Raw genomic sequence first — 13,514 nt, forward strand, 5'->3', positions numbered from 1 at the left:
CCTCGGCTTAGAGGCCCTAACAGAAGATGTTGATCATGTGGCTGTCGGCTTGGTTGCTCGTTGGTCCGTCCGTGGCGAAGAGGAACTCCCGGCCGTGGATCGTCTCGGACGACCTGTGGCTGCTCGTCGAGCCGTTACTACCGGTCTCGGCACCGAAGCTGGTAGCGGGGCGGCCATGTGTGCCCGACCGGCAGGCTCTGTGCGGGGTCCTGTTCGTGCTCCACACCGGCATCCAGTGGGAGTACCTGCCCCAGGAGCTCGGCTTCGGCTCCGGCATGACGTGCTGGCGGCGGCTCGCCGCGTGGAACGAGGCCGGCGTGTGGGACCGACTCCACGCCGTCCTGCTGACGAAGCTGCGGTCGGCCAGGCAGCTCGACTGGTCGTGGGCGGTGATCGACTCCAGCCATGTCCGGGCCGCTCGACGCGGCCCAAAAGCGGTCCCAGCCCGGTCGACCGAGCACGTCCGGGCAGCAAGCACCACGTCCTCGTCGACGGACGAGGCATCCCGCTTGCCGTGTCGCTGACCGGCGGGAACCGCAACGACGTCACCCAGTTGATGACCCTGCTCGCGAAGGTCCCCTCCGTCGCCGGCCTGGTCGGCCGACCCAGGCGACGACCGGACACGCTGCTGGCCGACCGGGGCTACGACCACGACAAATACCGCCGACTCGTCCGGGCCCAGGGCATCAAACCGCTGATCGCCCGCCGCGGAGTCCCGCACGGCTCCGGTCTCGGCGTCCACCGATGGGTCGTCGAGCGGACGATCTCCTGGCTGCACGGCTTCCGGCGTCTCCGCGTCCGCTGGGAACGACGCGACGACATCCACGAAGCCTTCCTCGGCCTCGCCACCTGCCTCATCACCCACCGACACGTCCAACGCCTTTGTTAGGACCTCTTAGGCAATCTTCGGTGGCTGGCCGGCTAACGCTGGGAGGGGGTTTGTTGGTGTGCCGGGTCGTTGGTGGCCTGGGGTGCTGTGGGTTTGTTGAGAGGTGAAGTTGGCGGTTCGACGGGGGTGGTCGGGGTGTGTGGGCTGGGGTTATGCGTTCTGTGCTGAGCAGGGCGGGGTCTGTTGTAGGTAGTTCTAGCGTGTAAAGGCCCGGCTGGTGTTTGTGCTTGCGACATCTCAGTTCGATGTCACACGAGTTCTCAGAGGCGTGACATCGTTCTCGCAGTACTTCAGGCATATCGTGTGACATCTCGTGCGATGAGTTGTGACGTGAAGTGAGAATTGGCGGGACATTGGAATGAGACGTCCAGAGCGGGCTGTGGTCTGACCTGGGGTTTCTCGTAGGCTGAGCCTGGCCCCATTCGAGTGGGGAGCGCGACTGATGCAGGTCGAGATCGACGATGAGCAAGGAGAGACCCCCACTGGTATGGGGACGGCGGCAAGCATCAGGCATCGGGCGCAGTCGCACACGAACGACCCCCACGTGTGTGGGGAGGACGGGTTCTACGGAGCCGGCTGGGAGTACGCGAAGGAGCGACCCCCACGAGCGTGGGGACGGTGTCTGTGATGCCGAGTGCCCAGGCAGAGTGACCCCCACGTGCGTGGGGACGGCCCTCGCTGACCTGCTGGGTTCTGTGCCGATGGGTACGGATCAAGCAAGTTTACTCAGGCGGTTGGCTCGTCGTGAGGGGGTTCTTCGACTGGTAGGGCTGGATCAGCAGTGCCTCGGTGAGCTTCCTTCAGCCGCTGGGCGACGTGTTCTCCGTCGAATTCCCTGGCCACCGTACACAGGCGGTCGATGATGAACTGCTGGGCGTCCTGGGCAAGCCCTCCGTACCATTCGTCCAGCAGGTGCGCGGTCTGCACCCATGCCGCCCCGGGTGCGTAGGCACTCACGCGCGCAGCGATTTGGGGGATGAGGGTGAGGGTTTGTTCAGTGACTGCGGCCGGCGACTCGACGAGTAGCTGCGCGAGTATCAGTGTGGGGTCCTCGCGCAGCTGGTCGCGGTAGACCAGTGCCTGGTCGACTCTCAGCTGCCTGATCTCCTGGTCCGCCTGTGCTCGGGCACGGAGGCGTACACGCTCCTGCGCCGTGTGCAGGTCCTCCGGGCTGACGTGGACCTGCACACTCGCCCAGTTCACGCGGACCCGTTCGCCTGGCAGGTCCACGCGTCGGCCCAGCCGGGCGTTGGCGCGGTGCTGCAGCGCGGTGGCGGTGACGATCGGGCAGGCTGCCGCCATCGTGGAGAACTCGTCGATCACATGCGTGACTGCGATCGCCTCGGGCGCGTGATGGAGCCGGCGGCCCCTGCTGCGCCATTGGCCTTCTGCCGTGACGGTGAAGCGGAAGCCCTCGTCGGCGCTCGCGGCGGTGAAGTCCACGCTGAAGCTGCCGCGTTGCGCCGACCAGGGCCACGTTCTACTCACCTGTAGGCTCGCGCTCACTGTGCGAGCCGGTGCTGTGCGGGTCAGCGTCCCGGACGCTTCTCATCAGGGCGGTGTGCAGGCGCTTTCGGTCTTCGTCGGCGTGTGTGTCGTTCTGGGAGATCCAGTGCTCGGCGAGCCGGACAAGGTTGAGGAAACGCAGACCGCGCAGGTGGTCGCCCGCGGTCTCGTGCACGGCCCGCACCAGCGTGCTGGTGATCACCTCTGCTGTGTGCGGACGAGCCACGGCCGCGTCCAGCCAGGCAGCACACGCGCGGCGGGACAGTGCGGTCGGTTCCTCGGATTCCAGAGTGGTTCGCCACCCCCGGATCACCCAGTCCGCAACGATGGCCCCGGAGCCGCCGACGAGGACAGGCGAGCCGGTGTCATCCCGCTGCAGGGCCAGGAGCATGAAGGCGCTCGCGGCCGCCTGCCGCTGCCCCTTGTGGATACCGGCGAACCAGGTGGTCAGCGTCTTGCGGAGCCGCGGGCGCAGGGCGTCATCGCCCCAGAGGCCATCGACGGCCGCGCCAACCGCCTGCGCGACGCTCTCCTTCTGCGCAGCGTTCAGTTGCGCATGCTCGTCGAGTGAGCCGGCCAGGTCACCGAGGCGACGGAGCATCTGCTCGGGGTGGGCTGGTGTGACGCTCTGGAAGACATGGGCCAGCGTCTTCAGCAGGTGGGAGTCGCCCTTCTCGATCCAGTTTCCGGTGGCGTTCCGTGTGAGCTGGCCGATCTCAGGGTCCAGGGCCGCGGTGACCAGAAGAGCGTGGGCATGCTTGGCCAGAGTCCTGTCCGCCGACCAGTTCGCTGCCACGACCTGCAGCGTGCGTGTGGAACGGGCGGCTTGCGCATGGTGCAGAAGCCACGGCGCCAAGCGCTCGGCGAGCCTCTCAGCCTTCGAAGCCGGCAGGTCCACACACAACTGGGCCGTCCACCTCATGAAGCTGACGATGAGTTCGGGACGATCCCGCAGGAAGTAGCGCACGACTGCTTCGGCGAAGCCGGGACCGGGGAAGCTCAACGTCCCGTCCGCCTGCAGCTCGGCGTCGATCTGGTGGGCAAGCTGGATCAGTCCCGGCCCCTGCTGCCCGGCCAGCCTCGTCGAGGCCTCGCTCCGCTCGCCCAGAGCCCGCGCCAGGGAGAGCACCCTTTCGTGCACGTTGTCGATCGGTTCGCCGTTACAGACGGCCGCCAGTAACAGGTAGTTGCGGTCGTAGCTCGTGCGACCGTCCTGCGAGTGCCACTCGGTCAGCACATCCGTCCAGCCCGAAACAGCTTGACCCGCAGTCTCGATGACCCAGTTGAAGCCGTCGGAACCAGGCTCGGTGCTGCGGCCGGTGGCGATGCGGTACTCGGACTCTGCCCGCACCAGAGTCCGGGCCCACTCCCGGACCTGCCCCGGACGCAGCCCAGCCAGCTCGTCCTTGATGAGGTGGTCGTCAGCCCACCGCGCCGGGCCGGTGATGCCTGCCGAATCCAGATACTTCGTCAAAAGCACCGACGGCGTGGGCGGCTTCACCTTGCGGGCAAGCTCTCCGGCCTGGTGCCCGATGCGGTTCCACAGCTCCGTACGCAGGACGACGACGAGGTACGAATCGTCATCGTGTAAGTCGGCGGCCGCCATGAGCTCGAGCCCGAAGTCGCAGGAGGCGGGGATACTCTCCTCCGCTGCGCGAAGGTCGAGAATCCAGCCGGTGCGCTTGTGGCCCTTGAGTCCCTCCGCGCTGAAGCTGTCGCCGGGCTCCCGGCGCATCCGGCGCAGTGTCAGAGCGTCGCCCGGCCTGGTGGTGAGCAGACGCAGGGCCGTGGTCCAGCGGCCGCTGCCGGGGTGGTCCGCGAAAAGTACGAGGGCCCGGTTGTCTTCCAGGAGTTTTGACAGCTCAGGCTCGTTCTCCACCGGCACGTAGTCTTCGAGGTCCCGTTCGACCGTCTTCGGGGGCAGAGGCGCACCGCTGTGCCGCTGAACCGCCTCGAACCACTGCCCGATCTGAGTGCCGTGGTTGGTGTCCGCGTGAACGCTGGCGTACGGGCCGGCAGGGCGGCCCGCAGAGGCAGGGCCGGGGTCACACGGGGGAGCGGTCTCGCCCTCGGCAGCTGCCTCAGGCTCCGCGTCGGCCTCCGGCTCCTGACCCGGTGCCTCGGGGGACGGACCCGTGGGGTCAGCAGCCTGCCCAGGCACGAAGCCGGCCCCCGCCCCTTCCTCGTCCGCCCTGCCCTCCTGCTGAGCAGGATCGACGGTGTGGTCGACGGTCTCGGCCATGCACGGTCCCTTTCTGGCTGATGTGGGCGGTAGCGGCGCACAGAGCGCGTGTCACGTTCGGTCCTCGATGACGGGCGCGCGCATGCCGACCACCTTGCCGCCGGCCTCCACACTCTTCGCCCGGATCTTGCTCGTCGCCGAACCGCGGATCGCTTCCTGCGCCTCCATGCCGGCCACCTCGCCGGCCACGGTGTCGAAGAACAGCTCGCTGAACGGGCCCGACTGCTCACGCGGCTCACCCCGGAAGGTGAACCGCTGGCCGTAGACGTCCTCCAGTGCCGCTCGCGCACGCCCCAGCATCTCGATCAGACGCGCATCCTCGGCTGTGATCTGCTCGGGAGCGCGCGTGTACGGCACCATGGCGAGAGCCAGGACCTCCAGCTCAGGCAGCCGGGACGCGAGGTGATCGGGGTTGATCCGAAGAGGCATCTCCAGGTCGCCCACCAGCTCGGCAGGGATCTGCGGATCGGCCTCAGGCTCCGCCACCCGGCCGGAACGCCGACGCTCCAAGACCGCTTCCAACCGCTGATACAGGAACGTCAGCGTCGCAGGCAGGGCACTGCCCATCACTGCGGAAATGTCGATCGCAGACACCAGATCCCCCTAGCGGAACATGATCACAGAAACGGAGCGAGATTCATTAATACCGGCCCGTGACCGCCACTCGCCCCAATCCAACCGAGTCTGTCCTAAAGCAGACTGCGACAGATAAGAGACCCCAGGGAAAACGAATGAGAGTTCGAGCGGGATCGCCTGCGCGATAGGTATCCATCGAGTGCTATCGCAACCCCCGACAGGGATGCGGAGTCTGGCCGTCACCAGGGTTTTGGGTAGAGGGTGGGCCGTGTCCACCCTCCCGGTAGACGAGCTCATCAGGGCAGGTCACGACCCGGACTGCCCGCCAGGCAACGTCGAATGACAGACTCCATCCCGACCTCCGTATCACCCGGACCGCCTTCAGACTGGTCATCGGCGAGAGGATGAGTCGAGCGGAAGTTAAATTCACGAGGCGAGTGTGACAGGCGGCAGTACCTCCCGCTCTCCGCAATTCCAGCCAACATCGACCACCACTTCAACCCCATGAGTTAACTGGCGCCACACAAGAAATCAGCCGCTACGGAAACCCGCATGCTCTGCCTGGGCTTGAACGTAGGCGGGAGCAGCGGCGAGGTGACAGCAAAGACGCCGTAGGCCGAGGGAGCACTGCAGAGAGTCCGGTTGCTCGCTCAACGCGTGTGAAGAGTCCGGCCATGCGGCGGTGTGCCGTGGAGGCGCTCAAGTTCGGCGAATACGTGGCGCCTGAGGTTGGAGCGTGAACCGGGCAGGTTCAGGCGTCCGTACCGTGTCTCATACGGCTGGAGCGCTGCGCGGATGTGACGGTAGAGGACGGGGTGCCGGCGGACCAGTTCGTCGTAGGCGAGGTCGGCCGCGCGTTTGAGCTGGAGGTAGCTGGGGGCGCGCCGCTCGGCGAGTGTCAGTGCGTCGTTCAGCTGGGTGATAAGCATGGTGCACTCCTCACGCCGCTGAAGCAACGCGGTGAACAGGCGCCGGCGGTCGTGAAACTGCCGCAGTGACGCTGCGCTGTGCCGGCTGTGTGCCGGTACAGCATGGGGTCCGGTGAGAGTGCGGCCGCAGGAGCCCGGCTTCAAGTCGCCAATCACCGCCTGGAGCTGCTCGCGCCACCGATTGAGCACCAGGGGATGGCACAGGACGTCGTCCCGCCCATTCTGCTTGCCAGCGTCAGCAAGAACCCGACCACGGAACCCGACGTCATCAAGAGCGAGTACCTGTTTCACAGGGTCGCTGACGGGGGCGGTGAGCCAGCCGATGTCGATGGCTTTGGAGATCTTCTGCCGGATGGAGCGAATGTGGATGTAGGCAGCCGGAGGCACACCCGCCGCCATGGCGATGTCCCGGACGAGTGCCTCCTTCTCCTCGCTCAGGAAGCGGCCGAGCCACGCCCTGGCCACCTGCCTCGGATCGTCTGTCGGCCGAGTAGGCATCAGCGCGCCAGCCGCCGTGAGCTCGGCAATCCGACGCTGCTTGACGAGATGCCTGGCCGCACCGAGCTGCTGCTGGATCCGGCGCTGCTGTTCGGCCAGTTCGGCTCCCTTCTCGTCGGGACCGACGGTCAGCAGACGCATCTCTCGGCGGACCTGCCGGTCGTGGTTCGCGTAGTGCAAGGCGTCGATGCTCTGCACGATGTGGTCCGGCCCGTACAGGAGGTCGTCGAGGCCACTGCGGCGCAGCCCGCATGCGTGCGCGGTGACGACGCACGCCCGGTCGAAGAAGCTGATGTTGATCACATCGGTCAGTTCGGGCAGCGGCAGTCTCCACGGCCGCGCGTCAGGCGCAGAGACGGCGCGCAGCCTCCCGCTCCCAGCCGCCGGTGTGAGGGCGACGCCCGCCTTGCGATGAAGGGGGCCGCTCACGGCGAACCGCAGGGCGAGGTACTGCGAGGTGCGCCCGCGGTGCAACGAAGCGGTGGGTGTGTTTCGCAGGGTTCTGCACGGGTGGTGGCGAAGGGCCGCGCAGGTCGGACAGCCGATGCTGAGAACGTCTGCGGACGTAAGCCCCCGCAGGCCCTGTGGGGGCTGCGGGCTGGAAGGTGACGGATCCAGGGGACGAGAAGCAGGCATGCTGCGCACCGTGCCAGGCGACACGCCATGGACAGCGATGCGGCCCCGATGGTTCCCCCCCGATGGCGCCACGTTCATCGAACGCGTGCTCTGCCAGCAGGTCAGAGTTCGGCAAAAGAGGGCGGCATCCGTGGCCAGACTCTGGATTCGACCCACACAAGGCAGTCGACCATCCCGCCGTTACCCACTGAGGCAGGACGACGCGAACTGCGAGAACCTTCGCCTCCCGCCAGACCAGGACCGTCTGGAGATCCTCCGCAGCCGGAACGACCTCGCCTTCAACCCCGATCTCATGGACTCGGAGCTTCGACGCGAGGACACAGACTCACTCGGCCTGCCCCTGACGTGAGCAGCGCCTTCTATACAGCCCCTGTCCTGGTATCCCAACGCATTGCGCAAGGAGCGGTCAGCGCTCTCGAGCGTGAAGGGCCGGGCCGGTGTCCCAGGCGCGGGCACTCCTACCCCGGCTGCACAACGCTGAAGCTTTGTCGCACATCACCCGCAGGCGGCGAGCCCGCACACAGCCCGCGCCTTGCAGTTGCTCGCGACGGCACGGACCTTGCCGCCCCTCAGCCGGCCTACCTGGGGGGAATCCGCCCGGTGAGTCGTTCCCAGTCCCGGGAAGCCTCTGCCAGCCTGGCCTCCACCGCCTCGCCCCGAGGATCAGTGCCGTTGCGCTGACGAACCTTCTGCAGACGCGCCCGAGCGGCGTCCACTTCGCTCGCGTCGGCCTGGGCTTCCTCCCACTTGCTCTGCGCCTTCTTCAGCTGACGTGGCAGGCGCCCACGGAAGGTGTTCTCCTGCGCGACCGTGTTCTCGATCACCACGGCGAAGTCGCGCACCCGGTCCTCATCGAAAAGCTCCGCTTCGCTCCCAGGCGACGACGCAAGGTGCGGATACTTCGCCCGGTGCACGTGCCCGTCAGCGTCAGTGCAGTAGACGGAGTGGATCTTTAGCCCGGGCTCGAAGCGGACCTTCATCCCGGCCAAGGCGATCGAGCGCGTCCCCGAGGCGGACCGCACAACGAGAACGTGCTGGAACAGATCCAGCTCACCCAGTGACTCGACCCGCTCTCCGCTGCCCGGGCTGCTCAGCGACGCGATGCGCTGCTCCAGCCGGTGCAGGCGCTCCTCCCGCGCCTTCTCAGCCGCGTCGGCATCATTGCGCGCCTTCGACTCGGTCTGATTCTTCCAGCGTTCCCAGGCACGGGCTGCCCCGCGAGCATCCGACAACACTTTCCGGGCTTCCGTATGCCTCGGACTGAAGGCGTGCTCCCACCGTCCCGGATAGCGGTACCACTGCCATGCCACGCCGGCCAGCACACCGGCACAAATGATCAACCCGAGACCCATCACGCCCTGCGTTCCCCTCCTGCGCACTGGGGACCTTCATACCGGGACCCGCGCCTGTTACGGCCGAGTTCCGGCAAAGCATCAGCAACCCCACACAGGTGGGATGGGCCGAGCCGCACGTCCGCGAGATTGACGGGCAGGAACCGCCCGAGACAGAATCGGACTGGAGTTCGATATCGGGTTGAGCATGGCGCCTGGACGCCGTGATCAGGTGGGGGGAGACTGCACGTCATGGGAAAGGGTTCACACGGCGCCGCTCCGAACGCCATCGGCTACCAGCATCAGACCTGGTGGGCGCTGGTCGAACTTCTGCAGAGCGGCGCCGGCCGGCCGGACGCGGCGCTGAGCCTGGAGCTTTACGACGACGTGGCGTGGGAGCGCGACGGGTCAGCCACCGAACTCCTGCAGGTCAAGCACCACATCGGGCAGCACAGGACACTGACCGACTCCGCCACGGACATCTGGCGGACGCTGAAGGTGTGGATGGACGAAGCCTCCCCGGCGGATGCCGACGGCCCCGCCCTCGCCCTCGTCACCACCGCCGACCACCGCTGACGGCCTCGCCCTGGTCACGGCCCTCGCAGTCGACGACCGCATTCCCGCCCGGCACCGGTTCCAAGCCGTCGACCTGCTGTTCAGGGCTGCCACCGTCGCTGAGCGCCATCTTGCCGAGACCTGGCCGGCCACCCCACAGCATGCCGATCCCGACAGCGAGGCCCGGGCCCGCAACGCGGTCCAGGCCCACCTTCCAGCTCTGCTGGCCCGCTGGTCGGCAGAATGCCCAGCGGTTCGCCTCGCCCTCGCCGGACTCGCCGTGGTCTTCCCGACGGACCGCACCCTGCCCGCCTTGACCCCGCGCCTGCAAACGTTCACGCACCAGCACACCCATGGCACCGACATCGGCGACTACGTGCGGTTCGTCCTCGTCCTGGCCACCCAGAACGACGACCAGATCCTCACGGCGACGGAGAAGCTCACTGACGCCTACTGGACGGGAACAGCGCGCGGAGTGCCAGCCCGGCCACGAGCCCTCCACCTCCTCGGCCAGATGCTGACCAAGGTCGGAATCGGACTCAACCGAGCACCCGCCGGGCAGTGACGCACCGCGCGACGCTCGCGCTGCTATTTCTCATGAACATTCACGGGCCTCAAGATCCGCAACTGCTGCCCAAACTGGCGGACAAACGCTGCCCCTAGAAGTGAACGAAGCCAGTCGGCCACTCGGTGGGGGCTGGGCGCCGGCTCAGGAGTGGGTGCGGCAGAAGTCGCGCACGGCCCGGTTGAACTCCTCGGGGCGTTCCAGGTTGCTGACGTGCCCCGCACCCGGGATCACGACCAGCTCGGCATCCGGGATCGCTTCCTGGAACTGCCGCGCGACGGCCAGTGGCGAGCGCACGTCCTGCTCTCCCCAGAGCAGGAGGGTGGGCGCCGACACTGTGGGCAGGAGATCCCGCTGGTCCGTCTCAGCCATGAGAGACAGCTGCGACCGTAGGGTCTCCGGGCGCACGGCGGCCGCCATCGCTTCCAGCAGCGGTACGTACGCGGCGGGCGGACTGCCGGCGAACAGTCCGGGCAGGGTCGGATCGAACCCACCGCGCGGCGCGGCCAGCATCTGGCGCGCGCCCTCGACCCGGGCCCGCACCTCCTCCGCAGGCAGGGAGCCCTCCCAGCCCGCATAGGTATCGACGAGGATCAGCGTCCTCACACGGTCCGCGTGGTGGCGATAGAACTCCAGGGCGACGGTTCCACCCCAAGACAGACCGGCGATGTGCACCGGGCCGAGCCGCAGCGACTCCACGACCGCAGCCAGACAGTGGGCGTAGTCCGCCAGGCCGAAGGGCTTGGGCACGTCGGAGGAGCGGCCCGCTCCTGGCTCGTCCCAGGCCACGACCGTGAACGCATCCGCCAGCGCGTCGAACTGTGGCCGCCAAACACGGGCATCCGCCGCCGCCCCATGTAGGAATAGCACGGGCGGCCCCTCGCCCACGCGGTCGTAAGCGATCCCCAGCCCGTTGACCTGCACAGTCGCCATAGCTTCAGGGTAGGCGCGCCCACTAATACTGTCGTGGCGGCGGACCCCGGAGACGTCACGGCCTCAAGCGCGTGCACCCAGCCGGCGCACTCCACGAGCGAGCGGCCGCGGCCGCGAGCACGCCTCGCTCGTTGAAACTACCCACTCCGTTGAACTGCGGACCGAGTGAGGCGACGAGCAGCCCTGTCCGCTTTCAAGAATCCCCATCAGCTCGGACACCAGGGGACAACTAACCCCCCAGTAGCTAGGGCGAATCGGGCGTGACGCCACGGCAGTCAAACGCCGACCTGCGGAAACGACCCCAGGGGCCCGGGGATCCCCGGGCCGTCCAGGAGGCCCGACTAGCACCGAGGACCCCGCGGGGGTGGACGATCTCGAAAGAGGCTCCGTCGGGGCGGGCCGCTCGGCATAGTGCGAGCGTGACATCCCACACGATCCTCCTCGCCCGCCGGCGCCGCCACGCACTGCTGCTGCATGAACTCGCGCATTTGGTGGCGGCATGCGGCGCCGCTGCGGCCTCCATCTCCCAGCCGTTCGCCATGGCGCCGCCGGAGACCTCCGAGGTAGAGGTCGACCTCGCTCGGTGCGTACACCTCCGTCAGACCGCGCACGCCTCTCTGGAGTGGGCCCGGCAGCGGGACGCGGCCCGCTGGCCCGCCGCGTTGAAGCCCGCCGACGGCCGGACCTTCGAGGCGCGGAGTGAGGCCGCCGAGGCGGAAGTCGTCCTCGGACTACGGGACCAGGAGGCGGTCCTGCCCTTGGCCGCCGTTGCCCGCCGGGTCGCGGACGCCTGGCTCACCGACCGGGAGGTGGCCCTCGCCCTGATTGCCGAGACCGTCGCCGGCGGGGAGTGCACGGGGGAGGGGATCCTCGACGAGGCGACCGTCATCGCGGCCGTGGACGGGCTGAGAATGCTGCACCGGCTGCCGAACGGCCCCCAGGAGCCCGACGCCGCCCTGGAGGCGGAGCGGTGCCTGCGGGCCTCGACCGCCTTCGCCCTGGCCGCCGTCCTCGCCTCCTGCGACCTCGACTGACGCGTCCCTCGGTGAAGATCCGCTAGGGCGAGACGGCGCGGCGCTGGGCGTGCCCGATCTCGACCTCGGCGGTCGTGCCGTCGGCGTACTGGACGGTGCACCGTTGCCCCGGCTGGGCGCCGCACTTCGGGCACGTGCCGACAGGGCCGCGCGGGCGGGGCGTCTTCGGCGGGGGCGGGGTGGCGTACTTGTTCTTCGACGACGTCTTCGCGGCGCCCTTGCGGTCGGGCCGCTGGGGACGGGCCTTGGGATCGCACCGGCGGTGTACGGGCTTGCCCCGCGCCGAGCCGCGCTCCCAGCTGAACAGCAGCTTGCCGTCCTCGATAGTCCCGCCGCACATCCCGCAGACCGGCGGGCCTTTGCGCCGCCGGGCCGGGACCGTGGCCTGCGCCTTCTTCGCGGGCTGGGTGGCCACCGTCCCGTCCGGCCTGGTGATGGTCACCTCGGAGGCCGGCGGGACGGAGTAGGACCGCAGGGAGGGGGTGGCGGTGTGGCTCTGCCCCTTCCGCCCGCCCCGACGATGCGACGAACGAGTCATGGCGCAGAGCGTAGGGGCGCCCGGCCCCTGCCGCAGGAAGCGCGACCGCGCACCACCGGCGAGGAGACGCGCCAACCGGCGCCCGCCCGACCCCGTGCGCCCCCTGCCGACACAGCAGGGGCGGAGCCGGCGGATGAGGAGGAGAGTGGAGAGAGGCAGACCGGGGCGGAGACGGCGAGTGACCGCCCGTCCCCCGTTTGCCACGAAAGACGTGCTGACCTGCGAGATCACATGTGCACGAGCGAGGACACACGCCGGGACACAGGGACACAGGTCCCGTGGTCTTGGGCCGGAGGACCCGGCGCCCCCGCACGAAGCAGGGAGCTCCGTCCATGGACCAGGCGCCGTACTGGGGGCTCGTCGGAGTCGTCCTCGGCGGCCTGCTGGCCCAGGTGGCCAACTGGGTCGACCACCGGCGCCAGCGCCGGGAGCGGCTGGAAGACTTTCTCCGAACCAAGCTCGAACAGCGCGAAGCGTTTGAGCTGGAGCACCTCGTGGAGGTCAACCAGCTCCTGCGGAACCTGCGCCGTCGCGGAGACGAGCTCATCTCCGCCAAGAAGCCCGACCCCCGCTATGCGAAACCGCCCGATGATCACGCCGAGCGCTGCCGGACCGCCATCAGGGAGGCTGATGCCGCCCTCGATGCACAGGTCGGATTCATCCTTGACGACAAGGTGCGAGAGCTGGTCAAGGCGGCCGCCGACCGCATCCTCGACCGGGCCTGGACCGTGTACCAGGAAGCGCCCGCGACGTTCGAGGAAGCCATCCAGAGAGGCACGCTCGGCATCGGCATCTACACCGCAATCGAAGAGACGCACGAGGCAGCGGAAGCCGCCTACGAAGCTATCTCCGAGCGCGTGCGCGAGCTGTACGCGGGCTTCGGGGAGCCTCGTAGGAGGTGGCCGTTCAGCTCCTGGTCGCGAGAGCCCGGGCCAACCCGTTCGGGGCATGGTGCGGAATCCCGTTGATGGCAGGTTCGGCGGCACTGTCGAGGAACCCGTCGAAGTTCCCGTCGAGAAGCCCCTGACCAGGGAAAAAGAACATCTCGTGGAACTTCGTGGAACCACTAACGCGTGCGCGGGCGGGCGAGGGGGTTCCACGTCAGCTGACGGGAGACCGTCCCGGGGCCAGGGCCTTGGTGGTCACGGCGGCGCGGACGGCGGCGAGCTCGTCCAGGAGCGCGAGGGCGGAGTCCCGGAGCTCGGCGGCCGTACGGGGGTGGGAGGCCACCGCGCTGGCGGGGACGCCGCCGGACAGGACCGGACGCAGGCCGCGCAGCTTG

13 protein-coding genes are annotated in these 13,514 nt (G+C 68.3%); 5 read left to right on the top strand and 8 right to left on the bottom strand.

Translation table 11 applies throughout. The features are described from left to right. Window positions 1-35 precede the first annotated feature (35 nt). Window positions 36-889, top strand: a protein-coding gene (locus tag HHL19_RS18590) for an IS5 family transposase (RefSeq protein WP_240981666.1) whose coding sequence is annotated in 2 segments (ribosomal slippage) — window positions 36-435 and window positions 435-889 — 855 coding nt in all. Because the reading frame shifts where the segments join, the coding sequence is not laid out codon by codon here. A gap of 726 nt (window positions 890-1,615) precedes the next feature. Here HHL19_RS18590 and HHL19_RS18595 read toward each other — a convergent pair. The 5 genes from HHL19_RS18595 to HHL19_RS18615 form a co-directional block, all read right to left on the bottom strand. Next, window positions 1,616-2,332 (bottom strand): hypothetical protein, encoded by a 717-nt coding sequence (locus HHL19_RS18595; RefSeq protein ID WP_169090944.1) that lies wholly within the window; start codon window positions 2,330-2,332, stop codon window positions 1,616-1,618. A gap of 37 nt (window positions 2,333-2,369) precedes the next feature. Continuing rightward, window positions 2,370-4,637, bottom strand: coding sequence for a hypothetical protein (locus tag HHL19_RS18600; RefSeq protein ID WP_169090946.1), 2,268 nt, complete (start codon window positions 4,635-4,637; stop codon window positions 2,370-2,372). A 51-nt stretch (window positions 4,638-4,688) separates the two neighbouring features. Beyond that, the gene (locus tag HHL19_RS18605) at window positions 4,689-5,231 is read right to left on the bottom strand and encodes a hypothetical protein (protein ID WP_169090948.1); all 543 of its coding nucleotides are present in this window, start codon (window positions 5,229-5,231) and stop codon (window positions 4,689-4,691) included. Between the two features lie 632 nt (window positions 5,232-5,863). Then, window positions 5,864-6,943 carry a hypothetical protein gene (locus HHL19_RS18610; protein WP_169090950.1) on the bottom strand — a complete coding sequence of 360 codons (1,080 nt, stop codon included), beginning with the start codon at window positions 6,941-6,943 and terminating at the stop codon, window positions 5,864-5,866. Window positions 6,944-7,854: 911 nt separating this feature from the next. Then, window positions 7,855-8,631: a hypothetical protein gene (locus tag HHL19_RS18615; protein WP_169090952.1), complete on the bottom strand. Its 777-nt coding sequence runs from the start codon at window positions 8,629-8,631 to the stop codon at window positions 7,855-7,857. A 228-nt stretch (window positions 8,632-8,859) separates the two neighbouring features. Between HHL19_RS18615 and HHL19_RS18620 the strand changes: the two genes are divergently transcribed. Then, window positions 8,860-9,183, top strand: a complete 324-nt coding sequence (locus HHL19_RS18620; RefSeq protein ID WP_169090954.1) for a hypothetical protein — start codon at window positions 8,860-8,862, stop codon at window positions 9,181-9,183. After that, window positions 9,134-9,727, top strand: a complete 594-nt coding sequence (locus HHL19_RS18625; protein WP_169090956.1) for a hypothetical protein — start codon at window positions 9,134-9,136, stop codon at window positions 9,725-9,727. The genes HHL19_RS18620 and HHL19_RS18625 overlap by 50 nt, the downstream gene beginning before the upstream one ends. A gap of 144 nt (window positions 9,728-9,871) precedes the next feature. Here the strand turns inward: HHL19_RS18625 and HHL19_RS18630 are convergent, their stop codons facing one another. Beyond that, complete coding sequence (locus HHL19_RS18630; RefSeq protein ID WP_169090958.1) at window positions 9,872-10,660, bottom strand: alpha/beta hydrolase; 789 nt, start codon at window positions 10,658-10,660, stop codon at window positions 9,872-9,874. A gap of 419 nt (window positions 10,661-11,079) precedes the next feature. Between HHL19_RS18630 and HHL19_RS18635 the strand changes: the two genes are divergently transcribed. Beyond that, window positions 11,080-11,694 carry a hypothetical protein gene (locus HHL19_RS18635; RefSeq protein ID WP_169090959.1) on the top strand — a complete coding sequence of 205 codons (615 nt, stop codon included), beginning with the start codon at window positions 11,080-11,082 and terminating at the stop codon, window positions 11,692-11,694. Between the two features lie 22 nt (window positions 11,695-11,716). On the opposite strand, the gene HHL19_RS18640 is transcribed toward HHL19_RS18635, so the two are convergent. Continuing rightward, window positions 11,717-12,232, bottom strand: coding sequence for a hypothetical protein (locus tag HHL19_RS18640; protein WP_169090961.1), 516 nt, complete (start codon window positions 12,230-12,232; stop codon window positions 11,717-11,719). Window positions 12,233-12,564: 332 nt separating this feature from the next. On the opposite strand from HHL19_RS18640, the gene HHL19_RS18645 reads away from it, so the two are divergent. After that, entirely contained in the window at window positions 12,565-13,200 is a 636-nt protein-coding gene (locus tag HHL19_RS18645; RefSeq protein WP_169090963.1) for a hypothetical protein, read from the top strand. A gap of 133 nt (window positions 13,201-13,333) precedes the next feature. Here HHL19_RS18645 and HHL19_RS38150 read toward each other — a convergent pair whose 3' ends face one another. Further along, window positions 13,334-13,462: a hypothetical protein gene (locus tag HHL19_RS38150; RefSeq protein ID WP_277349252.1), complete on the bottom strand. Its 129-nt coding sequence runs from the start codon at window positions 13,460-13,462 to the stop codon at window positions 13,334-13,336. Between the last annotated feature and the right edge of the window lie 52 nt (window positions 13,463-13,514).

This window comes from Streptomyces sp. R302, from assembly GCF_012927245.1.
GTDB lineage: Bacteria > Actinomycetota > Actinomycetes > Streptomycetales > Streptomycetaceae > Streptomyces.

Excerpts from the sequence above, each read along its gene's own strand:
- HHL19_RS18645 (WP_169090963.1), top strand. The coding sequence starts at position 12,565 with ATGGACCAGGCGCCGTACTGGGGGCTCGTCGGAGTCGTCCTCGGCGGC.
- HHL19_RS18630 (WP_169090958.1), bottom strand. The coding sequence starts at position 10,660 with ATGGCGACTGTGCAGGTCAACGGGCTGGGGATCGCTTACGACCGCGTG.
- HHL19_RS18625 (WP_169090956.1), top strand. The coding sequence starts at position 9,134 with ATGCCGACGGCCCCGCCCTCGCCCTCGTCACCACCGCCGACCACCGCT.
- HHL19_RS18640 (WP_169090961.1), bottom strand. The coding sequence starts at position 12,232 with ATGACTCGTTCGTCGCATCGTCGGGGCGGGCGGAAGGGGCAGAGCCAC.
- HHL19_RS18600 (WP_169090946.1), bottom strand. The coding sequence starts at position 4,637 with ATGGCCGAGACCGTCGACCACACCGTCGATCCTGCTCAGCAGGAGGGC.
- HHL19_RS18620 (WP_169090954.1), top strand. The coding sequence starts at position 8,860 with ATGGGAAAGGGTTCACACGGCGCCGCTCCGAACGCCATCGGCTACCAG.